The sequence below is a fragment of the Acinetobacter sp. M5A5_2a genome (assembly GCF_053345265.1).
Genome location: NZ_JBKEZV010000016.1, coordinates 36807 through 63200, shown reverse-complemented (window position 1 = coordinate 63200; position 26394 = coordinate 36807). Strand labels below are relative to the sequence as shown.

Sequence of the window (26394 nt, the reverse complement as noted above, 5' to 3'; positions counted from 1 at the left end):
GGTGCTTTTCGCTGATAAAATAGTCGAATTTGATTGTGGGATTGGGGGGATATTTGGAAGTTAAAAGTGGAATAAATTGAGCGTACCGTTTGTCGGGTAGTTGGCAAAAAATGCACAACACTAGTTGAACAAAAAGTAACGTAGATGTAATTTAGTAATTGCTAAGCAAAACTACTCAAGGATTGGAAGTTTCGGTTGCTATATAAAGAAAAATGCAACTTGAGACAATGAGAGTGGTTAAAGTCAAAAAATAAATGCTCTTGGGAGAGTGCTCAATGAAAATGTTCACTAAACTTGCTTTAGTTTCTTCTTTAGCTATCAGCGCAAATGCAATGGCAATGCAGTCAATGGACGATGCTGCGCTTAGTGCTGCTACAGGTCAAGATGGTATTAACATCGGTATCGCTTTAGGTTCTGGCGGTATCTCTGTCGATAAATTAATTGTTCATGATAATGATGGTTTAAACCCTACTACAGGTATTACGGGTGCTGCAGCGACTGCGGGTGCGATTGTAATCAGCGGAGTAAGTGTTACACAAGTAGATCCAACTGCTAATTTGCTAGATCTTAAAATTGATAGCGTTGGTGCTTCAGGTACAAACGGCGCGTTTTTAAACGTCGCGGCAAATGTAGGCGCTGTTAATGTAAGTGTTGGCTCTATTGGTGTTGGTACTTCAGGCACATTAAATACAACGACTGCTGTACGTGGAATTACTGAAACTGCTCCAACTGAAATTATCTCTGGTTTAGACTTGTCTTTAGGTGCGATTTCAGCAAACGTACAATTAGGTTCTACTCCACAAGGTGCGATGATTAAAGTGAACTCTGCTTTACAAGGTGGTTTAACACTATCTAACTTCGGTATTAAAGATGCTGCAGGTGGTGGTGAGATCTTCTTAGATAAAGTTATGGTTCGTGGTGCGGGTAACACAACTGGTAACTTAGATGTTGATGCTAATATTTCAGTTGTACCAACTGGCTTGAAAATCCAAAATAATAGTGCGCAAGGCATGAATGTTTATGTACAAGGTGTACATTTAGGTGCTGCTGCTAATGCTTCAATTGGTGACGTTGAAATTCAAGGTTTAAATGTAGGTACTTCTACAATTACAATTTCTGGTCACTAATTTAAAAGTTTAAAATTAAAAAAAGCGCGTTTTATACGCGCTTTTTTTATTGAATGAGAATTGAAATAATTTTATATAGTTATTTAATATAAATTATTATATGAATAATTTATATATTAGAAAGACCAATGTTCAAAAATGAGAGTTAATTAACAGTTTAGTTGGAGTAGAACTATACATTCATCAAAAAAATTAAAAAAAAGCTGTTTTTTACAAAAAAAAAAGGTATCTTCAAAACACAGGGATGTAGAGCTATTGCTCTAAGAATAAAATGAATAAGGCCGGTTAGGCCACCATTTAGACCAAGTGCTTATGTTAGAGATAGTTTTAGGCTCAGCATTGATGTATTACTTTGCGACAGAAGCCTTCGAAATAGAAAAAAAACCACCAGGAACTGTTTATTACACAGAGACTGCCGATTCACGTAATTTATCTTTTCGCCGTAATCATATTGAACCAGTTAGGATTAAACCTGCTGTAGAAGACCAGTTTCGTGGAATTGTTAGGCAGGCATATGACTATAGCTGTGGTTCAGCCGCTCTTACTACACTTCTAAATGGTTATGTGGGCACCAGCTTGACTGAGCAGCAAACCATGAGCGGCTTGCTACAGTATGGTGAATATCAGCGGATTATTGAACGCCGAAGTTTCTCACTACTTGATATGAAGCGCTTTGTAACTGCTATTGGTTTGGATAGTGGGGGATATCGTGGCGAGTTTTCAGATTTAGTCAATCTTGGACAGCCTGCGATTGTTCCAATTTCTTATGCTGGTTTTAAGCATTTTGTCGTATATAAAGCTTATAAAGATGGACGAGTCTATGTTGCTGACCCTGCATTAGGGAATATCAGCTTTGATGAAAATCGCTTTAAAGAGGTTTGGGATAATAATACATTATTTGTTGTTTCTGTCCCTGAAGCTCAACGTAAAGACTTATTGGCCCTAAAAGATTCAGATATGCGCCATGTGGAAGATGCAACTGTTAACCGTTATGCCTTTGTGGATGTGCAATATCCAACATTTAATTATGACCGTTTAGCAAATAAAGCTTCCACTATGAGACGGGTGCTAGATAAAGACCCAAATTCTGCAACCTATAATCAGCCAATAGAAACCTATATGCGTCTTTACTATAAGCGTAAATAATCAAATATGAACTAAGTAAAATAAATACATTGGGTGGGAAGAAATATGAATAATCGATGGATGAATATGAGTGTGTTGGCATTAAGTATGAGCGCCATTACAAGTACACTCTATGCAGCTGATCAAGTTGCACAAACAGAAGCACAAAATACTGCAGTTATTTCTGAAGCGAGTACAACAGCAGAGGTAACACCAGCGATAGGTTCAGCTCAAGAAACGAGTTCGGCGCCGACTATCGAAGTTGCAACTCCAGAATCTGCTACTGCACCTGCAAATACTGGAGCTGATCAAGCCGCGACTGCCTTACAGAAAAAAGAAGGTGATGCGACCCAAGAAACAAATTTGCAAGAAGTGTTTACTTCAAATGAGCGCCAGTATTCCTTAATTAAACAAGGTGTGATTTCTGCATATTATGATCTTGATTATACCTATTATCGTGATACCAGAATTGATTTAGCTTTAGCAGATAATTCATCTCAATTAAATCGTTTACGTATTGAAGAAGATGCAAACCATACTTTAACGAATAGTTTTACTTTTCAATACGGTGTATTAGATAACTTAACATTATCTGCAACTGTTCCTTTCGTTGCAAAGTCTGAAATTGTTAGAGATACAACCGCAGCTGGTTTAGGTGATATTTCTTTAGGAGCTCGCTGGGAGCCTTTCCCGTTAAAGCAAGGTCGTTTGCCATTAGTATTATTCGGTAACCTTTCATCAAAAACTGGAGATAGTCCTTACGAAATCGGTTTGGATGAGCTTTCAACAGGTAAAGGTTATTACTCTGCTGGAATCGGGGCAAGTACTCGTAAATATATCGATCCTGTGGTTTTATTTGCTTCAGCCTCTGCCAATTATGGTTTTAAAGAAACAGGTTTAAATCAGGCGCGTGGTAGTGGAGCTAAAGGACCTCGTTATCTAGAGAGCTTTGATCCGGGTATTAGTGGTGGTTTCTCGTTCGGGTTTGCGTATTCATTTAACTATGATGTGTCTTTAACTATGTCATATCAACAAAGTTTTAACATGGATGCCGAGTTCCAGTTTGATAACGGTGAATCATATAAATCGCCAGACCAAAGTAGTGCGATGTTGTCTTTTGCTTTAGGTGTACGTGTTTCTCCTGAAACAATTGTCAATGGTACTGTGGGTATTGGTTTAACAGAAGATGCACCAGATGTTTCACTTGGTCTATCTTTCCCGCTGGATTTTATAGGTTTTGGCAAAAAAACCAAATAAGGAGATATGCAGGTGAAATATCCTAAATTATGTCCTTTAACGGCGGCAATTGTTATCTCCGGTTTTTCTAGCTTTGCCAATGCTCAATTAGGACAAAACTTAGCTGTTGATATTCGTTCACTATCGATGGGGAATGCTGTAACTGCAGATCCACCTGGTATTAGTGCAGTTCACTTTAACCCTGCAGCTTTAGCTAAGATTGATGGGTTGCAAACTGATGTGCAAGGAATTTTAGCTAATTTCGATATTCAGCGTGAGTATTCAGCACCTCCTGGTTATAACGTGTTTGGCTATTCAGATGATCCTCTTGTTTGTAATGATGGTCCTGAAGTTACTGCCAATATTTGTACCGATTTTAAGGGTCCTGTACGAGGGGATGTTGAATATGCCAGCTTATATATACCGATTCTTAAGAAAATGGTTGATCTGGGTGCTGGTTATCCACTCGTTGCACCTACCGCGGGGATTGCCTACAAACCTCCAGGTTCAAAGCTGACCTATGCTACTGCAATTTATGCACCTTTAATTGCAGGTTTTGGTGCTGAAAATGGTAATGCTGGCAACTATATGGGGCAACAGGTGGCTGTGGAGCGTATTACTTATTTGTCTCCATCTTTTGGCTATCAAGTAAATGACCATTTATCTGTTGGTGCATCTATTGGCATGTCATATAACGCCCTTGCTATGAAAACAGATTTGCGATTTCCCAACGAAATGATTGGGGTATTGCGTATGGTTGATGACGTAGTATGTGGACCGTTTAAAGACAATAACGATATGATTACCAATCTATTGTTATTTGGTCTATGTAATACCCAAGAAGGTATGAATCCCTTTAATAAAATGGGATCACTTCAAGTCTCAATGGAGCAATCTTTAAGTCCTAGTTATAACTTAGGATTGCTTTGGGAGCCAACGGATGATTTTGGCCTTGGTATGGTCTATCAAAGTGCTGCCAAAATGCGTATGAAAGGGAAATATCTGATTAATAATGCCAGAGCTCCTCAAGAGTTGATTAAGGGGTTAAACTCATCAGCTACAGGTCAGGTTCTAGCAGCTATTCTTGGGCTACCAGGGAACGTGCCAAATTCTGAGTCTGGGTTGGTCGCAATGGATCTTGAATATCCAGCACATTTTCAGGCAGGTATTAAATATAAAGTATTACCCGATTTACAAGTTAACTTTGATGTAGGTTGGACTGACTATGCTGCGTGGGATAAGTTTAAATTTGAATTTGATAGGCAGATTACTTTATTAAAAGTTGCCAAACTTTTATCGAATGATGTGTCGGATGCTTCTTTGGCTTTACCTTTGAAGTTTACTTCCCCATGGAGCTGGGGCATTGGTTTAGAATATTCAGCAACGGATCGTTTAAAATTGCGCGCTGGTTATGAGCCTCGTGCTAGCGCTATTCCCAACGATAAACGTAATACAATGATTCCAATTAATAATGCGCAATTATTTGGCTTAGGTGTTGGATACCGATTTGATGCAGATACAGATCTGGATCTTTCGATTGGTTTTTTACGGAGTCGAGATAATATTCCCGCCTGTACGAGTAGCCTATCGAACAAATGTGGTGTTGATAATATCCTGTTAAATCCTTATGCAGGCTTAGACGTTAAAACCAATACCAAAGTTACAGTGCTCGGTTTAAATTATAGAACAAAATGGTAAAATTACATTGCGAACGGATGTCTCGGTCTAGACTTGCTATTGCGACTTTTTTTGTTGCAATAGCAGTTAACTCTGCTGTTTATGCAGATGGTTTTTATACGATTATTGGTCCAGATGGTCGCCCAATGATTGTGCCGAGCAAAAGGGTAGAGCAGGTGGTGGACTCACCGTCTAAAGTATTAGCTCGTCCAGATGTAAAGGTAAATCATTCAGAAGAAATGGTTTTACCTGAAGCAACTCAAAAATTAACACCATTGCCTAACACAGTATCAAAATTGTCTAATACTGCATCAACTGCATCAACTGCATCAACTGCATCAACTGCATCAACTGCATCAACTGCATCAACTGCATCAACTGCATCAACTGCATCAACTAACACTAAATCTGCGGTTTCAACACAGACAAAAAAAGGTACAGAAAAGCCTGAAGCCATTGAGAAAAAGTTTGGTTTGGGTAGTAGTAAAGAAAAAATAATAATCAAGGATTCTGCTCTCAAACAAGCAGCTGAAGACAAAGTAAAGTCAAATCCAGTTCCATCCTCGACTAAGGATATAGTTACTCCATCAGGACTAACACAAAAAAAGGATGAGAAGAATTACATTACAATTAATGGTGTTGAATACGTTAATAATGAATACCTAGAGAAACAAGAGTTTAACCTTGAAGGTAAAAAACGTTTTTATATTATGCCAGATGGCTTAGGTCGTACGGAGTCTATTGAACGTAAAAAAGGTGTTAGTCAGTCTATTCTTGATAATGTATTAAATCGGTCACGAGAAGATCAAGTCTCTTCTGTTGTGCTGGCTCCTACTTATGTACGTCTTTCACACCAAGAGTTAGCAAGCACTTTTGAAAATGATATGTGCTTTATTAAAGATGATAATAAGTCAATTAAAAAATTAAGCCGGAATAAAGAAGTTGGTTTATGGCCAAGAAAACCGCTCAAAGAGAAGTTTGAATACGAAGTTGTAAAAATAGATTCACCTATTAAGAATGTACAGGTAGCATCTTATGCTACATCCAATGAAAAGCCAGTATATTATTGGCCACTCGCAGTCTTTTTAGATGAAAAGGGTTGTGTTTTAGAAGGAGCCAGTGGTTTTAAGAGTAAGGCATATCCTGCGACAATTTTACAACATGCATCGATTTCAGGTGTTTTACAAGTACCTGATCGGTCTTATTATATAATGTTGACGCCTTTATCTTCTGCTGTGGACATGCCGGATCAAGAGCTATCGAATCAGGGACAAATTAAAATTTCAGTATTACGTTAAAAATAAATTAGGAATTATGATGAGTAACAAAATTTTATTACCTTTTGCATTATCCACACTGGCAATCTTCTTAAATGGTTGTGGTGGTGGCGGTTCAACAATTAACGAAGATCCTACACAAGGAGGGGGTGGTATTCCAACCACCAATTTAGCTTGTAAAGCAGCTAATATTTCAGATGAATCTTGTTTAAACTTTGAACTGGATTATCCAATTGCTGGCCTAAATTTTGATTGTAGTTTATCTCCTAATCAGCATTACATTACAAAACTAGACCGTAACTCGGTTGGAGGCGCTTGTAGTATTAGTAGTGGTAGGTCAGATGAAACGATATCACTTTATTTGCAAGGAAGTAATGCGCGTAAGATCTCTTTAGGAACGATAAAGCTTGATTCACTTGGTAAGTATGGGACTGTACATTTAACTGTATTAGATATGGCTACAGCATTAACTGGTCAGACTCCAACTTCCATGAGCAATACTGATCCAACGATTAAAGTTGCAATGGCTTTAATTAAGTTATTTCAGAGTATTGGTATTGAACGTGGCGATAACGTGATTGGTGATTTACAGCCAACTCAATTTACTCAAGATAAGAAAGACTTACTGAGCAGTTTGACACAAGATGTGACAGTAGCTGAATGGAAAAGTGGTCAATATGCAACCATCTTAAAACCTTGGTTAGATGTAAGCAAAGTTTCTGATGACCAAGCTTACGAGTTGCTGGTTCAATCAACAAATATCGCTAATGCTGCATTATATCAAGCAAATGAAGCAATATATGCTGGGATTAATAATCTACCAGCACCTCTTCCACTGGGTTTTTATGGTTGCAATCAGACATCTTTAACTAATTGCTTTAGCACCTCTTCAAGTAATTTACGTCACATGATGGGCAATATGTTCTTGCTTACAGACCGTCAAGGCTATGGGTTTGGTTACGGTTTACAATGGCGAGGGGATGCCACTCTTTCCAAAGATGATAAAGGTAATGTTTTAGGTGTGTTGCCTGCCATTATTTTATTGACCAAAGCAAAACCTGTACAGATGGTTGCTTCAGGACAAAGAGGATGGTTGAGTCCAATTACCAAAGAAATTCAGTCTAGTCAGCCACTACGTTTAAGTATAGACAGTAACGCGAATAATGATTTACAAATTTATCAAGGTAAACTCGTTAATGAATATGCTGTAGCTGGGAACGAAGGTTTTTATAAACAGTTAACACGTACAACTACTGCTGGAAATGCACAACATTATGGTTTGTGGCGTCAAGCTGTAGGTACGGAAAGTTATAATGGTTCTTTAGATATTTTAAAAGCAAATCCAGTAAGTTATTTAGGAAAATCTATTTTTAAAACATCGAAAAATGTGAGCTCTGGCCAGCGTTATGTATTCCCATTGTATGCAACTTTAACTTTTAAGTTTAATACAGCAGGACTTGCTCCAATTGATTTGGGCATTGTGGTTGATCAGTATGGTGATATTCGTACAGATATTAAGCCAAATGCAACTGATACCGACAAATCAGGCCAATGTGCGACAGTAGCAGATAGTAGTCTGATTGATAGTAATGGTATTCAACAATATCGGATCGGGACTACAGGCGGTACACAATCTTCAGATAATGATAGTTCGATTACAGTTCGTATGATTTTATCAAATCCTCAGTTAGGTAACCTTAATGGGATTATGATGGGACTTAATTCTATAGTGAAACAGGATTCTGATATAGAAGATAATATAGATGATTCGATTTCAGTGAGTGGTGCTAAGATTAATATTTTCAATCTATTAGCCGGTCAAAATACGGGTAATAGTATTAATTTGAGTACATTTGAAAATACGACAGTGAATTGGATTAACTTACACGCTTATTATCAGGCTGTTTATAATAATATTAAGGATATTAGTCCGGCACCAACCGATGCTGAAAAAGCTTTGGCTCAACGCATGATTGGTACCGTAACGATTAAACTGGCGGATCAATCTATTTCAGCTTGTAATGCGATTAAAACTAAATCTTAAAATATTAAACAAATAAAAAAGACCGCTATGCGGTCTTTTTTATTTGTTTAATTGATTAACCGGTATGGTCTAAACGAGTGCCCAAAGTTTCAAGATGGGTTGGGAAAACTTGTTGTTTACGGTCTTCAAAATAATGTCTTAGTGTATGTTCAACGCTAGGAAAGGCAAGTTCGCCCCATGGAATTTCATGCTCTTCAAACAGACGACTCTCAATGCTTTCTTCACCTGCACCAAAAATTCCATCTTTCAGCTGTGCTTTGAAAAGTACATAAATTTGACCAATACGCGGAATATTGTACATACAATACAGTTGTTCTATTTCTATCTCGGCTTCTGCTTCTTCGCGAGTTTCGCGTGCTGCACCTTGTTCCATGGTCTCGAACAATTCCATATAACCAGCAGGTAAAGTCCATAAACCATAACGAGGTTCAATCGCACGACGACAGAGTAATACTTTGTCTTCCCATAACGCTAAGGCACCGCAGATTACTTTGGGATTTTCATAATGAATATTGCCACAATGAGTACAAACACGGCGTACTTTATGATCACCTAAAGGAATTTTTTGTTCGGTTTTATGCCCACACGCTACACAGAAACTCATAATTATCATCGAGTATAGAGATGCCTCAGCATAACTGAATTTTTAGACTTACGCATCAACTCTATTCCCTAAGTTTATTTTTCAGATATGATGCAAAGAGAGACAGAATAATAGGTGAATGGTATGGAAGAGCACTTGCTAACACAAAAGTTACAGCAAAGATTGCGCTTTTCCACCCGCATACAAGAAGCACAAGCAGCAGTACTGATTGCTATTACAAATGAAAATGATCCTAAGGTATTGCTTACACGCCGTTCAATACATATGAACAACCATGCGGGGGAAGTTTCTTTTCCGGGTGGAAAGCGTGACCCCAGTGATACCAGTAATATCGTTGTAGCTCTAAGAGAAGCTCAGGAAGAGACCGCTTTAAATCCTTTTGATGTGCAGTTGTTAGGTGATTTGCCAATGCAACGTGCAAGAAGCGGATTATCTGTAAAACCCATTGTTGGGCTTATTCCTCCAGAGGTTAACTTAATACCTCAGCCTACCGAAATTGATCGAATTTTTTTTGTGCCTTTGCAAGAATTAATTGATACAAGACCCATGCCTTACGAAGTACGTTATGCCCATCAATCTTTATACTTTCCGAGTTTACAGATTGATAATGAAATTATTTGGGGTTTAACTGCTCGTATGTTAGTTGCTCTGTTTAAATATGGATTGGGTTATCAGAAAGAGTGGCCATTTTTACTCAACTCACCAACATTTGGTATGCCAAAATTTTCTCATAAGAATAAGTGATCAGGATTGATAAATTATGATGTATAGCTATCAAGGACAGCATCCAAAAGCATTATATGAACCATGGGATGGTTGGGTTGCTCCAACTGCAACACTTATTGGGCAGGTGGAACTAGGCCGTCAGGTCAGTATTTGGTTTGGTGCAGTAGTTCGTGCTGATAACTGTGTAGTGCGAATTGGTGATTTTTCTAATATTCAAGAAAATTCTGTCTTACATACCGATGCTGGACTTGAGCTAAATATTGGTGAATATGTCACCGTTGGGCATAAAGTCATGCTGCATGGTTGTACGATTGGTGATAATAGTTTGATTGGTATGAACGCCGTAATTTTAAATCGGGCTCTAATCGGTAAAAATTGTATTATCGGAGCCAATGCCTTAATTCCTGAAGGGAAAGTCATTCCAGATAATTCAGTGGTTATGGGGTCGCCCGGCAAAATTGTTAAGACTTTAGATGAAGACGGTGCTGCAAAAATACGGTTGAGTGCATTGCATTATGCTGAACATTTTAAAAGTTATAGTGATTTAAAAGAATTTCACTTTTAACTCTTTTTTAGCAATATATTTTTTATGCCAAGTTAAATCTTGGCATTTTTATTTAGACAGAGAACAACTCGCCTATCAGAGCCGAGTGGGGTATCATAACCCTCGTTTTTAATCTGATTTAATACTAAGGTTGTGCATGAAATTGCTGGCGTTGGAAACTGCAAATGAGCAGTGTTCTATCTCATTAGTCGATGAAACCCAAGAACTGTTTTTTCAACTCGATACGCGGGCGAAAGCACAAACCCAAACCATTTTGCCGATGATTGAGCAGGGGTTACAACAAACAGGTCTTGAGGTTGCTGGTCTGGATGCAATTGCCTTTAGCCGTGGGCCGGGTTCTTTTAGTGGCGTCCGAATTAATGCAGCTGTGACTCAGGCGTTGGCATGGTCACAAGATTTACCCGTTATTCCCGTTTCGAGTTTGCAAGCTTTAGCACAAGCAGCATACCGACTTGAAGGTTTGGAACAGGTGACTGCGGTTCTCGATGCTCGTATGAATGAAGTTTATATTGCAAGTTTTGTTCTAGATGAGCATGGAATTATGCAATGTATTGATGAAGAAAAATTAATGGGCTATGAGCAAGCGGCTGCTTATGCAAAACATTGCTTAATTGGTTCGGGTGCGAAGCTCCTTCAAGCTGATGCAGAGCATCAAACAATCACTGCAACAGCACAAGACATCGCTTCTATTGCACGTGTTTATGCAGCACAAAAGCAGTGGGTTGATGCTGAACATGCTTTACCAGTTTATTTACGTGATGATGCATGGAAAAAAATAGCAGATCAGGGTAAAGCAAAATAAAGGCACTACTCATGCACATATATTTTGAAGTAGATTTTCAAGAGCAAGCACAGCACTACCAAGCTGTGCTTTGTTCTAGAGGTGTGACTGTAGAATTGCAGCCAGTTGAAAAGCTCAATGCACGTTTTTTGCGTTTAAATCCTGAATTGGCGCTTTGCGTAGATGAAAACGGGCTATGGTTATCAGCAAATGGCATGAAAATGCAGCCAGACTGGAAAGCCGAAATTTCCCGTTTAAAACGTGCGAGTCTTAAATCAGAAATGATTGCTCGGGCTTGTCAGTTAGGTGAAAAACCTGTCTTAATCGATGCTACGGCTGGTTTAGGCCATGATAGTTTGCTCATGGCTTATCTTGGCGCACAACTACAATTGGTTGAGCGCCATCCAATTTTATTTACCTTACTTGAAGATGCAAAAGCTCAAGCTAAACAAGATGGCTTTTTAAGTCAGTTTATGGATCGGATTCAACTGATCTTTGCTGACTCTGCAAGTTATTTACAACAGTTACAGCAAACAGCTCAAATGGTTGATGTGGTTTATCTAGACCCTATGTTTCCGCAGCGTGACCAGAATCATCAAGCAATCAAAAAACAAGCTCAAGTTAAAAAACAGATGCAGCTTTTACATCTACTTTTACCCGAAGATGGTGAAATGGATTTGGGGGATAATTTGCTGGTTTTGGCACAGAAAGTTGCTAAACGTGTAGTGGTTAAACGCCCACGTCATGCTATTTTCTTGGCAAATCAGGAGCCAGCTCATCAATGGCAAGGAGATGCTTGTCGTTTTGATGCGTATTTTCAGTAGGCTTATGTAAGGTTAGGTTTTATTGCTTGAATAATGCACAAATATATGTGATATAGTTCAAAAGCATGATTGCTAAAATTCTTAGCAGGCATACACTTAAGATGCCTGACAAAAACGAAATTTTTGAAAACCTTTTATGATTGATCTTAAACCCTCCATTAACTTTTGGCATGATTTTAAAAGCAACCAAATTGCCGGAATGTGGCTGTTTTTGGGATCAAGACGTTCTTTACAAATTGTACATCCATCAATTCTTCAGCTCATTGTCTGGGGAATTTTAGGGGGATGTACTAACTCTCTTTATAGCTGGCTTGTGGCTGGTCAAATCGGTGATTTCAATTCACAAGGTTTAATTGGTTACGCACTTTGGCCGTTTATTGCCTTAATTGTTGGTATTTTTTTATCACAGCGCACCAACCAACCTCGCTTAATGCTAGTACCTGCTTTACTTTGGTTGGTTCTAGATACAAATATCTTATTAATTCAATGTTTAATTCAGTATTTGGGTTCTAACGGTTATCTCAATTTTATTCCCGATGCTATTTATAACGGAATTTTACCAAGCCTATTTGTGGCTTTGTTCGTATGGCAAAGTTTAGCGGTGATTTGGGTTTTCTCACGCGAGCTCAAGTGGCCTTGGTGGGAACGTGCACTCGTCATGGTTGCGACTATTGCGACGATGGTGGTCTGGCAACTTTCTGTAAAAGATCAACCGATTTGGAAGGTCGAAGATTCAGCTCCAACATTTGCTGAAGATGCTTTTTATGCACAAAGTAAGCTACTGAATGACTCGTTAGAGCAAGTCCAATATGGTGAGCAGGCAAAAAGTCATTGGTATTTTTTAGGCGTGGCAGGTGATAGCTATCAAGATGTTTTCAAGTCGGAAGTAGTCCGTATTAAAGAACAGTTTGATACACGCTTTGGTACTGTGGGTCGTTCGATGATGTTGGTCAATAATCCAGATACCCGTACTGAAATCCCGATTGCCTCTAAAACCAGTATCGAGTTAGCCCTACGCCGTATGGGGCAGCAAATGAACCGTGATAGTGATGTGCTATTTCTATATATGACTTCACACGGTGAACAGAATCACTTCGAAATTGAAAATGCGCCATTAGATCTAGGGCAAGTAGACCCTAAATGGTTGCGTGAAACACTTGATAAATCCGGCATTCGCTGGCGTGTGATTGTCATCTCTGCCTGTTATTCAGGAAGCTTTATTCCTGCCTTACAGTCTCCTGATACTTTAATTATTACTGCCTCTGCTGCTGATAAAACTTCTTTTGGATGTAATAACGAAGCTGACTATACTTATTTTGGTCGAGCTTTGTTTGATTTGGCTATGCGAGAGCAATCTTCGATGAAAGATTCGTTTAACACAGCTAAGCAAACTGTAACCAAATGGGAAGTGGCCCAAGGTGTAGAACCTTCAGAGCCTCAGTGGATGATTGGTAAAAATATGGAACTTATGCTACCTCAATTGGAAAAGTATCTATTTCCTCAGCAAAATACCGGTAGTGTAGATATTGCTCAAACAAAAACAGAGGCCAAAAACGATGCAACTCCTGCAAACAAACCGCTGCTTTGAAGGTGAGCAACGTGTTTACCAATTTGAATCTCAGTTATTAAAAGGGCCAGCTAAGTTTGGTGTGTATTTGCCACCAGCCGCTTTAGAAGGTAAGCCTTGTTCAACTTTGTTTTATCTCGCTGGGTTAACGTGTACTGAAGAAACCTTTGCCATAAAAGCGCACGCACAACATATGGCGGCACAATTAAGTCTAATACTGATTACACCCGACACTTCTCCTCGTGGAGAACAAGTTGCAGCAGGGGATAATTGGGATTTAGGTCAAGGCGCAGGTTTCTATATTAATGCAACGCAAACACCTTGGTCTGAGCATTATCAAATGGAAAGCTATTTGATTGATGAGTTATATCCACTCATTTTGAAAAGCTTTCCTGTAAACGCTCAACAAGTTGGTATCTTTGGGCACTCAATGGGTGGCCATGGCGCATTAACTTTGGCTTTTAAATATCCTGAGAAGTTCAAGTCTGTATCTGCTTTTGCACCGATCTGTGCACCAACTGAATGTGCATGGGGTGAAAAAGCCTTTAGTCATTATTTAGGTACAGATCGCGAAAGTTGGCTTGCTCATGATGCCACAGCTTTAGTCTTGAAAAATGGTACAGTGTTTGATGAAATTTTGGTTGATCAGGGATTGGATGACCAATTTTATGAACAACTTCACCCTGAAAAATTTAAGCAAGCATGTTTAAAAGCAGGACAACCTTTAACTTTAAGACAACATGCTGGCTATGATCATGGCTATTACTTTATTCAAACCTTTATGGATGAGCATTTACAGTTTCATGCAATCCAGTTAGAAAAGGTAAATGGCTAATTAATGCTGCCATTCCACCTGAAATTCTTGTTGAGCCATGCGGTTTAGATGATCAAGCACGACTTTTTCTAAGTGGTCATGGTCATCTAGCTGACTATCAATAGCAACGTTTAACTGCTCTGTTTCAGGTGCAAGAGTAATAGTTGCTGTAGGCATTAAGATTTTGAAATCTTGTTCAGTCTCTTGTACTTCAAATTTGTGTTTCCAATGATTAACCAAACGCTTTGCAATACGTTTACCATCATTTGTTAATAGATGAGTTGCGCTTTTCATTATCAATCCTCACATTACTTTAATGTACCTTAACAAATTCATTTAGCGCTTAGCATTCTAATGTTGCAACGTTACGTTGCAAGTTTGAAATGTTGCGATTTGAGCAAGGAAGAGCAGGCCAAGTAGACGGTTTTTTGTTATAATTTTAAGCCTCTCCTTAAACTCTTAGCCAGGTCATCCACTTATGTCCAAGCCTTATTTGATTGCTCCTTCTATTTTATCTGCCGATTTTGCTCGTTTAGGCGAAGATGTAGACAAAGTGTTAGCCGCAGGTGCAGATGTAGTGCATTTTGATGTAATGGATAACCACTATGTTCCAAATTTAACTTTTGGTGCTGGCATTTGTAAGGCTTTAAAAAATTATGGAATTAAAGCGCCTGTTGATGTACATTTAATGGTATCTCCGGTTGACCGCATTATTGGAGATTTTTTGGAAGCTGGTGCTGATATTATTACGTTTCACCCAGAAGCCTCTCATCACATTGACCGTTCATTACAGCTGATTAAATCTGGTGGTGCAAAAGCTGGTTTAGTATTTAACCCTGCAACGCCATTACACTATTTAGATTATGTACTTGATAAAGTTGACCAAATTTTAATCATGAGTGTGAACCCTGGTTTTGGTGGGCAAAAGTTCATTCCAATGACCTTAGAAAAATTGCGTGAAGCTCGTAAAATTATTGATGCGAGTGGTCGTGATATTCGTTTAGAAGTGGACGGTGGTGTTGGCCCTGCAAATATTCGTGAAATTGCAGAAGCTGGTGCAGATATGTTTGTTGCTGGTTCAGCCATTTTTGGTCAACCAGATTATAAAGTTGTAATTGATCAAATGCGTGCAGAGCTTGCGAAAGTAGGTAGTGTCGACGCTTAAAAAAGTATGCTTAATCAAGGATAGGCTTGTGGATAACTTTGTTTATAACTGTGTTGATAACCATATGGATAAGATGTTGGTAAAATAAACAAAATTAGATCAACTGCTTATTCTCTAGGCTGAATGTGTAAAAAAAGAACGTTTTGGCGTTCTTTTTTTATGCGAGTTGGATACTTTATTACCTGATTTTTTATTAAGCTTTACTAAAAAATAACCAGTGCAAAAAACGATAATATCGTGTGTACGTCTTTTAATAGATATATAGATGTAAAACTGTAAAAGTGTCATGAAAAATAAAGCTAAATTTGGTTTAATAAGTTTTTAGTAAGAGATCTAGATAATTAATGACGATAAAAATTTTAGCGGTAGATATGGATGGGACTTTTCTTAATTCTAAGAAGCAGTACAACAAAGCACGTTTTTTAAAACAGTACGAACAACTCAAACAAAATAATATTCATTTTGTGGTTGCCAGTGGTAACCAACTCGCAAAGCTTGTTACCTACTTTCCAGAAATTAGTCATGAAATTGCTTTTATTGCAGAAAATGGCGCACATGTTGTAGATGCAGGGCAAGAAATAGCTTTTGCTCATTTAAGTCAGCAACAATTTATTGAGACATTAAAAGCAATTGATTCAACCTATACATCTAAAATGGTGATCTGCGGAAAGCAGAGCGCTTATGTGCACAAGTCTATGCAAGCCGATGACTATGCTAAGGTCGCTCGATACTTTGAAAAGCTAATAGTTGTAGAGGATTTTTATGCATTAAAAGATTTAGTGTGCAAAATTACTTTTATTGCTCAGAAAAACGAAAGTTTTGCTATTTTTCAAGATCTTCAGCAGCAAAGTTTTGTTGCAGATCAATTATTAGTTCCCGTTTCAAGTGGTTTTGACTTTATCGATCTTATTCTTCCTGACCAGCATAAAGCACATGGTTTGAAGCTTCTATTAGAAAAATGGAAGGTTGAACCTGATCAAGTCGTTGCGATTGGCGACAATAATAATGATATCCAGATGATTAAAGCAGTGGGTTATGGGTTTGCGGTTGAAAATGCAGTAGAAGCTTTAAAAGCAGTAGCGCCTTATGCGGCTGCGAGTAATGAGCAAGAAGGGGCATTGCAAGTGATTGATTTGGTGCTTCAGCATCAATCACCATTTGTTTAATTAATTTAAAACAAACAGTTAAGATGGAAAAATTGTATCTCTTTTAAAACTTAGTTATGCTAATGCACCTAAGATATATAAATTGCATAAGGCAATAAACGACAATGGCCCTACAACACTTACGCAAGTATGCTTGGTTTGTGTTCCTAATGACTTTGGTCATTGGGTGGAGTGGTGTGTCTATTGCTCAGACGCCTATGCAGCATGATCTTCACACGATGCCGTGTCATAGTGAAAAAATGACTCATCACTCTGTACATGTTCAAGCAGATGATCAGACTGTATGTCATCAAACCATGACGCAGTCTCTTCATTCGCACGGTGAGCATTGTAAGGACTGTAACCCCGTACATTGTCAAATCGTGAATCTGGCATTGCAGCAAGCTGTACCAGACCTTGAATCACAATTTGTTCCCATATCGTCTCAATTTAGCAGTATTTATCAGGCTCAGCATTTAGCCGGATACTGGCAAGAAATTTTACGTCCTCCTAAAGCTTAATCCTTTCTTACTTATTTTTTAATTAAAAAGGATTACAGCAATGTCTCATAAAACAATTAGCAGCTTAGTCGCTGTATTTGGGCTATTGGTTTCACCATGGTCCCTCGCGGCAATTAAGGAATATCACCTTAATATTAATGAACAACAGGTAAATGTTACTGGTCAACCGCTAAAACGAATTACAGTAAATGGAAAATTTACAGCACCACTCCTTGAGTTTGAGGAAGGAGATGAGGCTGTTATTCATGTGCATAACCAATTAAAGAATCAGGATACGTCTTTGCACTGGCATGGTTTGTTATTGCCAGGGTTAATGGATGGCGTACCGGGTTTCAATGGTTTTAAAGGAATCGCTCCAAACGGAGATTTTGTTTACCGCTTTAAGGTGAAACAAAACGGCACTTATTGGTATCACGCCCATAGTAAAGGCCAAGAGCAAGATGGTTTATATGGCCCGCTCGTGATTTACCCGAAAGGGAAAATACCCGTAGCTGCACATGAAAAAACTGATCGTGATTATGTGGTGATGCTTTCAGATTTTCATAATTCTTCTAGCGATAGCATTATGAAGAATTTGAAAAAATCTGCTGAGTATTATCAAAATCGCCGTGAAACTGTATCTGATGTCTGGAAGCAGGTTAAAGCACAAGGCTTAAAAGCAACTTGGCAAGATCGTTCGATGTGGAACCAGATGCGGATGTTAAAAACCGATATGTCTGATGTGACGGGTTATACCTTCTTAGTAAACGGTAAGACACCGCAGCAAAACTGGATAGGTGATTTTAAGGCGGGAGATAAAGTCCGACTACGTTTCATTAATGCCTCTGCAATGTCATTTTTTGATGTCAGAATTCCAAACTTAAAAATGACAGTCGTGAGTGCAGATGGGCAGCCAGTCAAGCCTGTGGCAATTGATGAGTTTCGTATTGGCACAGCCGAAACCTACGATGTGATTGTTGAACCTAAACAGGCAAATTATCAGATTGAGGCTGAGTCAATTGACCGTAGCGGCTTTGCTATCGGTACTTTGCATGATGAAAATACTCAGGCGGTTGGTCCAATTCAAATGCCACAGCCACGTCCGCGATCTTTATTGACTATGGATGATATGGGCATGAGTCATGGTGATGGAGCGAGTGATGAACATGCTGGCCATCAAATGAACATGCAACATGATATGTCGGCGATGCCTGAGATGAAAAATCAGGGTGCTGATGCAATGAAAATGGACCATGACATGAAAAATATGTCATCTGACAAAAATGATCATTCCATGATGCACATGAAGCACGACATGTCAGCGATGCCTGAAATGAAACATGATATTCAGGTAAAGCCATCTAGCGAGCATGATCACGCTATGATGAATATGAATCATGAAATGCCAGCTCAATATGAAAGTACGACTAAAAAAGATGAGCCAGTTTATGGCTGGGCAAATGCTTCAACACCAGCGGGAATGAAAGCACTGCAATATAGTGATTTGCAAGCTTTAACACCTCAACCAGACACCCGTGCGCCGGAACGCGAATTAGTTATTCGTTTAGGCGGAAACATGGAGCGTTATATCTGGACCATTAATGGCAAGAAATTTAGCGAAGCTGAGCCATTACAAGTTAAATATGGCGAACGTATTCGCTTGAAGTTCGTGAATGACAGCATGATGGCCCATCCAATGCATTTACATGGCATGTTTATGCAATTGGAAAATGGTCAACAAGCTGAAAACTTGCCAAATAAACATACCGTTATTGTTCCATCAGGAAAGACAGTTACTGCGTTATTGACAGCCGATGCATTAGGAGAATGGGCGATTCATTGTCATTTGCTCTATCACATGAGTGCAGGGATGATGAATAAGTTGATTGTGGCTCAAGTGAATGATGGGGCAAAACCAGCATCTGAAGCACCTGTTCAATCTGAAAATGAGAAAGGAGCTAGTCATGCGCATCACTAAGTTATTTTCTCAAATGATATGTTGCAGTGCTTTCTCGAGCGTATCTGTATTTAGTTTTGCTCAAGAACCTTTAACACATGATCATTTACGCGAACATGGTGGTCAGGTTTATCAGGCGACTACGATTGATACGGGCTGGACTCAAAATGAAGAGGGAGAAGGTAGTTTTTCTTCTGAATTAGAAAGTTGGGTGGGAACTGATGAAAACAAACTATTTATCAAAGCTCATGTTGAAAAGGCCGAGTCAGAAGATACTAATTACGGTGGCTCATTACTTTACAGTCGAAATGTAGCTGATTATTGGGATGTACAGGCTGGGGTGAACTATGAACGTTTACAGCGGGAAGACCAAAAGCAAGATCGCTGGGCTGGTGTAGTTGGTTTACATGGCATGGCACCTTACTTTTTTGAAACCGATGCCTATCTCTATGCCGGTGAAGATCAGTTGTGGAAGCTAAGCTTAGAAACTGAAAGAGACTTACTCTTTACCCAAAAGTTAATTGGTAAACCTTATTTAAAAGCAGATGTTGTTTTGCAAGATGAATCTCGCTATGCCAGTAAAACAGGTCTATCGAGTTTACAAGCAGGCTTTCAAACCCGTTATGAAATCAATAAAAAGGTCATGCCTTTTGTTGATGTCGGTTATGGCTATGAAAAAGGCTTAAAACAAACTGCTTGGCAAACTGGAACCGACTCTGAACATGGTTGGTATTATGGAGCAGGGTTAACACTTAAATTCTAATTGCAGAACAAAAAGTAAGCTTAACGACATGCCATTGGTTTATACTAATGGCATTGTTTTTTGTGTCAGTTATGGTGCACAGATGGCTTTAGAAAAACAAGAGAATCAAATACATTTAAGTAAAAGTGGCTCTAGTTGCGGGTGCTCAAGCATGCCTTCTCAGGAGTATTCTACGCCTAGTGAACCTGTGGCTAAGAAGAGCCAATGGGTGAGTTATTATCATATTCCTCACATGGATTGTGCAGCCGAAGAGCAAATGGTACGGATGGCTTTAGCCTCTTACGCTGACGATATTCAGGAACTTAATTTTGACTTACCGACACGCCATTTGGCGATTTATCACAGTGCTCAAGCTGAAATGATTACCCAAAGCCTACAACGTTTAGGATTAGGAGCCGAGTTACAACAAACGCAGCCACATTATGAACCTGTTGAAAAACCTAAAAAGGTTAGAGCCAGTTCTTCAATGAATGCAGCACAAAAGCAAGTTTTACAATGGTTGTTACTGATTAATGGGGTCATGTTTGTCATTGAGTTTATGGCAGGCATCATTGCATCATCGACAGGGTTAATCGCCGATTCACTCGATATGTTCGCAGATGCTGCAATCTATGGTATTGCCTTATTTGTGGTAGGTAAAAATCTTAATGCTCAATTAAAGGCTGCACATCTTTCTGGTTGGTTGCAGTTCGGCTTAGCCATAATTGTGTTAATTGATGTCCTGCGCCGCTTTATATATGGCAGTGAACCTGTTTCAATTTTAATGATTTTAATTGGTGGATTAGCCCTTGCGGCGAATATTACTTGTCTTTATTTAATGAGTGACCATAAAGAGAGCGGGGCACATATGAAGGCGAGTTATATCTTTTCTGCAAATGATGTCATTGTAAACTTAGGTGTTATTGTTGCGGGAATATTGGTCGCAATGACAGGTTCTCCTTATCCTGATTTAATTATTGGACTGATTATTGTTTTATTTGTTTTAAATAGTGCCCGAAAAATTTTACAGTTAAAAAACCAATAAGATTTTCTAAGACAGGCTAGCTTTAGATAGGGTTTGCCTTCATTTTTTATTTTAAAGTAAACTGAGTCCTCACATAAAGGAGGAACGACCTCCCCCATAATGGGTCATCATGTCAGGACGACCTGACAATATAAAAATTAGTGAATGTTATGGCTTGGGCTATTTTAATTTTAGCAGGTGTATTTGAAATCATTTGGGCATATTCTATGAAAATGTCCGAAGGTTTTACACGCTTAACCCCTAGTATTATTACCGTAGTTTTTATGATTTTGAGTGTAGTTCTACTTTCAATTTCAATGAAAACTTTACCTCTTGGCACTGCCTATACGGTTTGGACAGGAATTGGTGCAATTGGGTCATTTTTAGTTGGTATATTTTTTCTCAATGAACCCATTGGAGCTATGCGAATGATTGCCGCTGTATTGATTGTGTCAGGTTTGGTTTTAATGAAAGTTTCGTCGCCGTCCTAAGAGAATAAACTATGTTGCTGTCTTATAAGTATATCAATTCGCCTGTTGGGCAATTAAAGCTGGTTGCGAATGAAAATGCTTTAGTGGCAGTACTCTGGGAAAATGAAAATCCAAAACGTGTTCGGCTGGCTGAGCTGGTCGAACAAGTTGAACATCCAGTTTTATTAAAAACTGAGCAACAATTAGAAGAATATTTTGAAGGCAAGCGATGTGAGTTTTCTTTGCCACTAGATTTCGAAGGAACCGCATTTCAAAAACAGGTATGGGCTGCGTTACTTACCATCCCTTATGGGGAAACAAGAAGTTATAAAGAGATTGCACTTCAAATTGGTAATGAAAAAGCTGTACGAGCAGTGGGCGCTGCAAATGGGAAAAACCCGATTTCGATTATTGCGCCTTGTCACCGAGTAATTGGTGCAGGGGGGGCATTAGTTGGTTTTGCTGGTGGTATTGATAAGAAAGATATTTTATTAAAGCTAGAGCAACAATGAGCCGTTTTGCGCTCGATTTTTTTAGACTTTTCTACTAAGCTGTTAACACTGATATTTCATGAAGAAGGTGCTTCATGGCATCGCTTTTTTGAAATATTAATCTTATTCATAACAAACTCTGGATGTTCTAAAAATGGCTGTCGGTGACGTAACAATGCCACAAATGCATGTGGTAAAAGGTGTAAAAATTGGCTCAACAGAAGCATATGTACGTTACCCAAACCGACGAGATTTAGTCATTTTTGAGTTTGCAGAAGGTTCAAATGTTGCAGGTGTATTTACCCAAAATGCATTTTGTGCTGCACCTGTTCATGTCTCTAAAGCCCATCTTACCCAAGATAATCCTCGCTATTTAGTGATTAATACGGGTAATGCCAATGCAGGTACTGGACCTACAGGCTTGAAAAATGCTCAAGATACTTGCGCAAAATTAGCTGAGATTGCTGGGGTAAATAGCTCAGAAATTTTACCGTTTTCTACAGGTGTGATTGGCGAACAGCTTCCAATGGAGCGTTTACTCGCTGGACTTCGACCTGCATTAAATACTTTGCAAGACGCTGCTTGGTATGATGCAGCATCTGGCATTATGACCACAGATACAGTACCAAAAGGCGCATCTGAACAATTTGAGCTTGATGGCATTACTTACACCATGACAGGTATTAGTAAAGGCGCTGGCATGATTCGTCCAAACATGGCAACCATGCTGAGCTTTGTAGCTACAGATGCACCTATTAGCCGTGATTTAGTACAAAGCTTATTAAAGACAACAGTTGAGCATTCTTTTAACCGTATTACGATTGATGGCGATACCTCAACCAATGACTCTTGTATTTTTGTGGCAACAGGTCAGGCCGGTGGAGCTGAAATTACTTCAATTAACGATGCACGATATGCTCAAGTGTTAGAAGTACTGGCTCGTGTTATGAATCGTTTAGCACAGTTAATTGTACGTGACGGCGAAGGTGCAACGAAGTTTATTACTGTTGCTGTAGAAGGCGGTGGCAACACTCAAGAATGTTGTGATATTGCTTATAGTATTGCTCATTCACCACTCGTCAAAACTGCACTTTTTGCATCTGACCCGAACTGGGGCCGTATTTTGGCAGCAATTGGCTATGCTGGAGTGAAAGACTTAGACGTATCTAAAATTCAGGTATGGCTAGATGATGTACAAATCTGTAAAGACGGTGGAGCTGCCGAGGACTATACCGAAGAGGCGGGTGCGCGTGTTATGGCACAAACAGAAATTACCATTCGAGTTGATTTAGGACGCGGTCAGGCCAAAGACACGGTATATACCTGTGACTTATCTTACGACTATGTCAAAATTAATGCTGATTACCGTTCTTAAATATCAGTTATAATCAAGCCTCGACAAAGAGGCTTTTTTATTAGCCCCATCTTTTGATATTAAATGATTCAAGTTAGTAAATCATTTAAGCAGTAACGTTATATGCGAGCAGGTATGCCAGCATGAAGGATAGAGAAGACGTTTTATGAGTGATGCGACTTTAATTGCCAACGATGCAAAAAACATTGTACAAGCGCATTTAGACCGTTTAGGTGAGCCAAAAGACAACCGCTTAAGTGAAGAAGCAAAACAACAAAAGTTTGCTCAGATCGAAGCAGAGCTCAAAAAACGTGATGCTGTCCTTGTTGCTCATTACTATTGCGACCCTGAAGTACAGGAACTTGCCGAAAAAACAGGCGGGTGTGTTTCTGACTCTTTAGAAATGGCCCGTTTCGGACGAGATCATGCTGCCTCTACACTAGTTGTGGCAGGTGTTAAATTTATGGGAGAAACAGCAAAAATTCTGTCTCCTGAAAAAACAATTTTAATGCCGACACTCGAAGCGACTTGTTCACTCGATTTAGGTTGTCCGGTTGATGAGTTCACTGCCTTTTGTGATCAGCACCCTGACTACACCGTAGTTGTTTATGCCAACACATCGGCTGCTGTTAAAGCACGAGCAGATTGGGTGGTGACTTCAAGCTGTGCAGTCGAAATTGTTGAGCACCTAGATAGCTTAGGTGAAAAAATTATTTGGGCACCAGATCAGCACTTAGGTCGTTATATTCAAAAGAAAACTGGTGCTGATATGTTGCTTTGGGATGGCGCATGTATTGTGCATGAAGAATTCCGTGCACGTGGCATTGCCAACATGAAAGCACTGTACCCAGATGCGGCTGTATTGGTACATCCAGAGTCACCAGAGTCAGTTGTAGACATTGCAGATGCTGTAGGTAGTACTTCTCAGTTGATTAAAGCTGCGCAGACTTTGCCAAATGAAAGACTTATTGTGGCAACTGACCGTGGTATTTTCTACAAAATGCAGCAAGCTGTACCAAATAAGATTTTAGTTGAGGCGCCAACAGCAGGTGAGGGCGCAACTTGTCGTTCATGTGCTCACTGTCCGTGGATGGCAATGAATGAACTCGATGGAATTTTAGAAGTTTTACAAAAAGGTGATCAGGAAATACACGTAGATCCAGCACTTGCTGAACGTGCCAAAATGCCTTTAGATCGAATGTTAGCCTTTAGTGCATCGTTAAAGCGTTAAAAATCCTCAAAATGCTTGTTAAATATACATTTGATAAGGATTTTTAACTTTTTTTGACAATAGGTGTTGACGTCTGAGGGCGTCGCGCCTAGAATGCACACCGTACCGCACGATGTGCGATACAGCAAAAGCTGAGATAGATCGGAGCATAGCACAGCCTGGTAGTGCACCTGGTTTGGGACCAGGGGGTCGTAGGTTCGAATCCTACTGCTCCGACCACTTAAAATAATATTTTAAGATCGGCGAAGTATCGCATGATAAGCATCATCGGTTAAGCGCCTGTAGCTCAGTTGGATAGAGCATCCGCCTTCTAAGCGGATGGTCACAGGTTCGAATCCTGTCAGGCGCGCCACTCGGTAGCTTGGTACATAGAACTATTTGATGGTGGATGTAGCTCAGTTGGTAGAGCCCTGGATTGTGATTCCAGTTGTCGCGGGTTCGAATCCCGTCATTCACCCCAATTTCGGAGCATAGCACAGCCTGGTAGTGCACCTGGTTTGGGACCAGGGGGTCGTAGGTTCGAATCCTACTGCTCCGACCATATTTTAAAAGCGTTCAAGCTTTAAAAAAATATCCCAAATATTAAAAAGAATTTCTTCTTGTCTTAACGATAGAAGGAATTTTTTTGTTTTTATATATTTAAATTTTAATTCATACACACTCCAATATTTGAACTTATTTATATAAGCTCTGTTCTCTGTTCTCTGTTCTCTGTTCTCTGTTCTCTGTTCTCTGTTCTCTGTTCTCTGTTCTCTGTTCTCTGTTCTCTGTTCTCTGTTCTCTGTTCTCTGTTATTGATATTTCTGTCTTAACTCATCCTTTTCTTGATCTGATAAAAATGCGATTTTAAGTCCATTTTCTTGAGCTGTATAAATTTGCTCAGGGCTTAATCCTACTAAAGGGGCAGCAGTTAAATATTCATGTTGTATCTCAATACCTTCTACCGCAGGGTCATCTGTATTAATAGTGGCAAGCACACCATGTTCTAAAAATGTCTTTAATGGATGTTGTGCTAGTGAGGGTACTGTGTTGGTTTGAATATTTGAGGTGAGGCAAGATTCAATACCAATCTTATGTTTAGCTAAATAATCTAAAAGTTTTAAATCTTGAACTGCTTTAACACCATGTCCAATTCGTTCAGCACCTAATTCTTCAATAGCTTGCCAAATACTTTCTGGACCGGCAGCCTCGCCTGCATGTACCGTAATGTGCCAACTTGCATCACGTGCTTTTTTAAAGTGATTGATAAATAAGTTGCCCGGAAAGCCAAGCTCATCTCCAGCGAGATCCAACGCTTTAATATCATTTTTATGGGCAAGTAGGGCATTTAATTCTTTTTCGCAGGCTTCTTGACCAAAAGTACGACTCATAATGCCAATTAAATTCGCTTTCACCCCGTAAGTTTGACTGCCTTCTTTTACACCCGCAATGACTGCTTCAACAACGCCTTCAAGCGGTAGTTGATGCGTCATTCCCATATAACCTGGTGAGAAACGAAGTTCTACATAGTCTAGGCCTTGTTGTGCAGCATCTTGCATATTTTCAAATGCAATTCGTTTACAGGCATCTAAACTCGCTAATACTTTTACCCCCCAATCCAACTTCGATAAAAAACTTAATAAGTCAGGTTGGTTGTCAATCACTTGTACGTGTGGGCGTAAAGATTCAATGTCGTAGGCAGGCAAATCTAAATGGTATTGTTGCCCTAACTCTAAAATAGTTTGAATACGGATATTGCCATCAAGGTGGCGATGAATATCTGTAAGCGGAAGTGTTTTTGTAATCATAGGTTTCTTCTTATCTGTTCGTATCAATTCATCATGCCTGTTTAGGGTCACTGATAAAAGTTTGGATTTGCTATGTTTTTGTGAAAAGGGATTTAGTTGAGTTTTTTGAACTTAAGATATTCGTTTAAGTTTTAATTTTGATGACATTGTTCTGGCCTAAG

At 39.2% G+C, this 26394-nt stretch carries 25 protein-coding genes and 4 tRNA genes; 26 read left to right on the top strand and 3 right to left on the bottom strand.

Annotation, left to right across the window (positions count from 1 at the left end; genetic code table 11):
• Positions 1-275: 275 nt before the first annotated feature.
• The 6 genes from filA to filF all read left to right on the top strand — a co-directional run bounded on the left by filA (position 276) and on the right by filF (position 8486).
• Positions 276-1127, top strand: a complete 852-nt coding sequence (gene filA, locus ACLBWE_RS18525; RefSeq protein WP_199991567.1) for a putative pilus system protein FilA — start codon at positions 276-278, stop codon at positions 1125-1127.
• Between the two features lie 312 nt (positions 1128-1439).
• On the top strand, positions 1440-2273 hold the full coding sequence (gene filB, locus ACLBWE_RS18520) for a putative pilus system C39 family peptidase FilB (protein ID WP_347018892.1): 834 nt from the start codon (positions 1440-1442) through the stop codon (positions 2271-2273).
• Between the two features lie 45 nt (positions 2274-2318).
• Positions 2319-3509 carry a putative pilus system protein FilC gene (gene filC, locus ACLBWE_RS18515; RefSeq protein WP_348951743.1) on the top strand — a complete coding sequence of 397 codons (1191 nt, stop codon included), beginning with the start codon at positions 2319-2321 and terminating at the stop codon, positions 3507-3509.
• 12 nt (positions 3510-3521) lie between these two features.
• The gene (gene filD, locus ACLBWE_RS18510; protein ID WP_347018890.1) at positions 3522-5186 is read left to right on the top strand and encodes a putative pilus system OmpP1/FadL family transporter FilD; all 1665 of its coding nucleotides are present in this window, start codon (positions 3522-3524) and stop codon (positions 5184-5186) included.
• A gap of 17 nt (positions 5187-5203) precedes the next feature.
• A complete protein-coding gene (gene filE, locus ACLBWE_RS18505) occupies positions 5204-6463 on the top strand; it encodes a putative pilus assembly protein FilE (RefSeq protein ID WP_447604234.1) in 1260 nt (419 codons plus the stop codon).
• 13 nt (positions 6464-6476) lie between these two features.
• Entirely contained in the window at positions 6477-8486 is a 2010-nt protein-coding gene (gene filF, locus ACLBWE_RS18500; protein WP_447604238.1) for a putative pilus system protein FilF, read from the top strand.
• 55 nt (positions 8487-8541) lie between these two features.
• Here filF and ACLBWE_RS18495 read toward each other — a convergent pair whose 3' ends face one another.
• Positions 8542-9090 carry an NUDIX hydrolase gene (locus ACLBWE_RS18495; protein WP_045437523.1) on the bottom strand — a complete coding sequence of 183 codons (549 nt, stop codon included), beginning with the start codon at positions 9088-9090 and terminating at the stop codon, positions 8542-8544.
• A 114-nt stretch (positions 9091-9204) separates the two neighbouring features.
• On the opposite strand from ACLBWE_RS18495, the gene ACLBWE_RS18490 reads away from it, so the two are divergent.
• The 6 genes from ACLBWE_RS18490 (at position 9205) to fghA (ending at position 14388) form a co-directional block, all read left to right on the top strand.
• A complete protein-coding gene (locus tag ACLBWE_RS18490; RefSeq protein ID WP_080026341.1) occupies positions 9205-9834 on the top strand; it encodes a CoA pyrophosphatase in 630 nt (209 codons plus the stop codon).
• Positions 9835-9853: 19 nt separating this feature from the next.
• Positions 9854-10381 (top strand): gamma carbonic anhydrase family protein, encoded by a 528-nt coding sequence (locus ACLBWE_RS18485; protein ID WP_447604237.1) that lies wholly within the window; start codon positions 9854-9856, stop codon positions 10379-10381.
• 136 nt (positions 10382-10517) lie between these two features.
• Positions 10518-11183, top strand: a complete 666-nt coding sequence (gene tsaB, locus ACLBWE_RS18480) for a tRNA (adenosine(37)-N6)-threonylcarbamoyltransferase complex dimerization subunit type 1 TsaB (protein WP_198078294.1) — start codon at positions 10518-10520, stop codon at positions 11181-11183.
• 11 nt (positions 11184-11194) lie between these two features.
• Positions 11195-11986, top strand: coding sequence for a class I SAM-dependent methyltransferase (locus tag ACLBWE_RS18475; protein WP_447604233.1), 792 nt, complete (start codon positions 11195-11197; stop codon positions 11984-11986).
• A gap of 136 nt (positions 11987-12122) precedes the next feature.
• The gene (locus ACLBWE_RS18470; RefSeq protein WP_348951752.1) at positions 12123-13574 is read left to right on the top strand and encodes a C13 family peptidase; all 1452 of its coding nucleotides are present in this window, start codon (positions 12123-12125) and stop codon (positions 13572-13574) included.
• Entirely contained in the window at positions 13543-14388 is an 846-nt protein-coding gene (gene fghA / locus ACLBWE_RS18465) for an S-formylglutathione hydrolase (protein ID WP_447604232.1), read from the top strand. The genes ACLBWE_RS18470 and fghA overlap by 32 nt, the downstream gene beginning before the upstream one ends.
• Here the strand turns inward: fghA and ACLBWE_RS18460 are convergent, their stop codons facing one another.
• Positions 14389-14661: a DUF2218 domain-containing protein gene (locus tag ACLBWE_RS18460; protein WP_447604231.1), complete on the bottom strand. Its 273-nt coding sequence runs from the start codon at positions 14659-14661 to the stop codon at positions 14389-14391.
• 184 nt (positions 14662-14845) lie between these two features.
• On the opposite strand from ACLBWE_RS18460, the gene rpe reads away from it, so the two are divergent.
• From rpe to ACLBWE_RS18390, 14 genes are all read left to right on the top strand, one after another.
• Complete coding sequence (gene rpe / locus ACLBWE_RS18455; RefSeq protein WP_003655878.1) at positions 14846-15532, top strand: ribulose-phosphate 3-epimerase; 687 nt, start codon at positions 14846-14848, stop codon at positions 15530-15532.
• 344 nt (positions 15533-15876) lie between these two features.
• A complete protein-coding gene (locus ACLBWE_RS18450) occupies positions 15877-16698 on the top strand; it encodes a Cof-type HAD-IIB family hydrolase (RefSeq protein WP_426455927.1) in 822 nt (273 codons plus the stop codon).
• A gap of 104 nt (positions 16699-16802) precedes the next feature.
• Positions 16803-17198 (top strand): hypothetical protein, encoded by a 396-nt coding sequence (locus ACLBWE_RS18445; protein ID WP_003655883.1) that lies wholly within the window; start codon positions 16803-16805, stop codon positions 17196-17198.
• Positions 17199-17238: 40 nt separating this feature from the next.
• Positions 17239-19155, top strand: coding sequence for a copper resistance system multicopper oxidase (locus tag ACLBWE_RS18440; RefSeq protein ID WP_447604230.1), 1917 nt, complete (start codon positions 17239-17241; stop codon positions 19153-19155).
• The gene (locus tag ACLBWE_RS18435; protein ID WP_447604229.1) at positions 19142-19897 is read left to right on the top strand and encodes a copper resistance protein B; all 756 of its coding nucleotides are present in this window, start codon (positions 19142-19144) and stop codon (positions 19895-19897) included. Before ACLBWE_RS18440 ends, ACLBWE_RS18435 begins: the two co-directional genes overlap by 14 nt.
• Before the next feature lie 28 nt (positions 19898-19925).
• Positions 19926-20921 carry a cation transporter gene (locus ACLBWE_RS18430; protein WP_447604228.1) on the top strand — a complete coding sequence of 332 codons (996 nt, stop codon included), beginning with the start codon at positions 19926-19928 and terminating at the stop codon, positions 20919-20921.
• A gap of 149 nt (positions 20922-21070) precedes the next feature.
• Complete coding sequence (locus ACLBWE_RS18425; protein WP_311085339.1) at positions 21071-21391, top strand: DMT family transporter; 321 nt, start codon at positions 21071-21073, stop codon at positions 21389-21391.
• Positions 21392-21402: 11 nt separating this feature from the next.
• Complete coding sequence (locus ACLBWE_RS18420; protein WP_447604227.1) at positions 21403-21882, top strand: methylated-DNA--[protein]-cysteine S-methyltransferase; 480 nt, start codon at positions 21403-21405, stop codon at positions 21880-21882.
• A 133-nt stretch (positions 21883-22015) separates the two neighbouring features.
• On the top strand, positions 22016-23236 hold the full coding sequence (argJ, locus tag ACLBWE_RS18415; protein ID WP_447604226.1) for a bifunctional glutamate N-acetyltransferase/amino-acid acetyltransferase ArgJ: 1221 nt from the start codon (positions 22016-22018) through the stop codon (positions 23234-23236).
• A gap of 145 nt (positions 23237-23381) precedes the next feature.
• Positions 23382-24446, top strand: coding sequence for a quinolinate synthase NadA (gene nadA, locus ACLBWE_RS18410; RefSeq protein WP_003655894.1), 1065 nt, complete (start codon positions 23382-23384; stop codon positions 24444-24446).
• A 142-nt stretch (positions 24447-24588) separates the two neighbouring features.
• A tRNA-Pro gene (locus tag ACLBWE_RS18405) sits at positions 24589-24665 on the top strand.
• Positions 24666-24721: 56 nt separating this feature from the next.
• Positions 24722-24798 (top strand) — tRNA-Arg (locus tag ACLBWE_RS18400).
• Positions 24799-24830: 32 nt separating this feature from the next.
• Positions 24831-24906: transfer RNA gene (locus ACLBWE_RS18395), tRNA-His, on the top strand.
• A gap of 4 nt (positions 24907-24910) precedes the next feature.
• Positions 24911-24987: transfer RNA gene (locus ACLBWE_RS18390), tRNA-Pro, on the top strand.
• 250 nt (positions 24988-25237) lie between these two features.
• Here the strand turns inward: ACLBWE_RS18390 and add are convergent.
• Entirely contained in the window at positions 25238-26233 is a 996-nt protein-coding gene (gene add, locus ACLBWE_RS18385; RefSeq protein WP_447604225.1) for an adenosine deaminase, read from the bottom strand.
• Between the last annotated feature and the right edge of the window lie 161 nt (positions 26234-26394).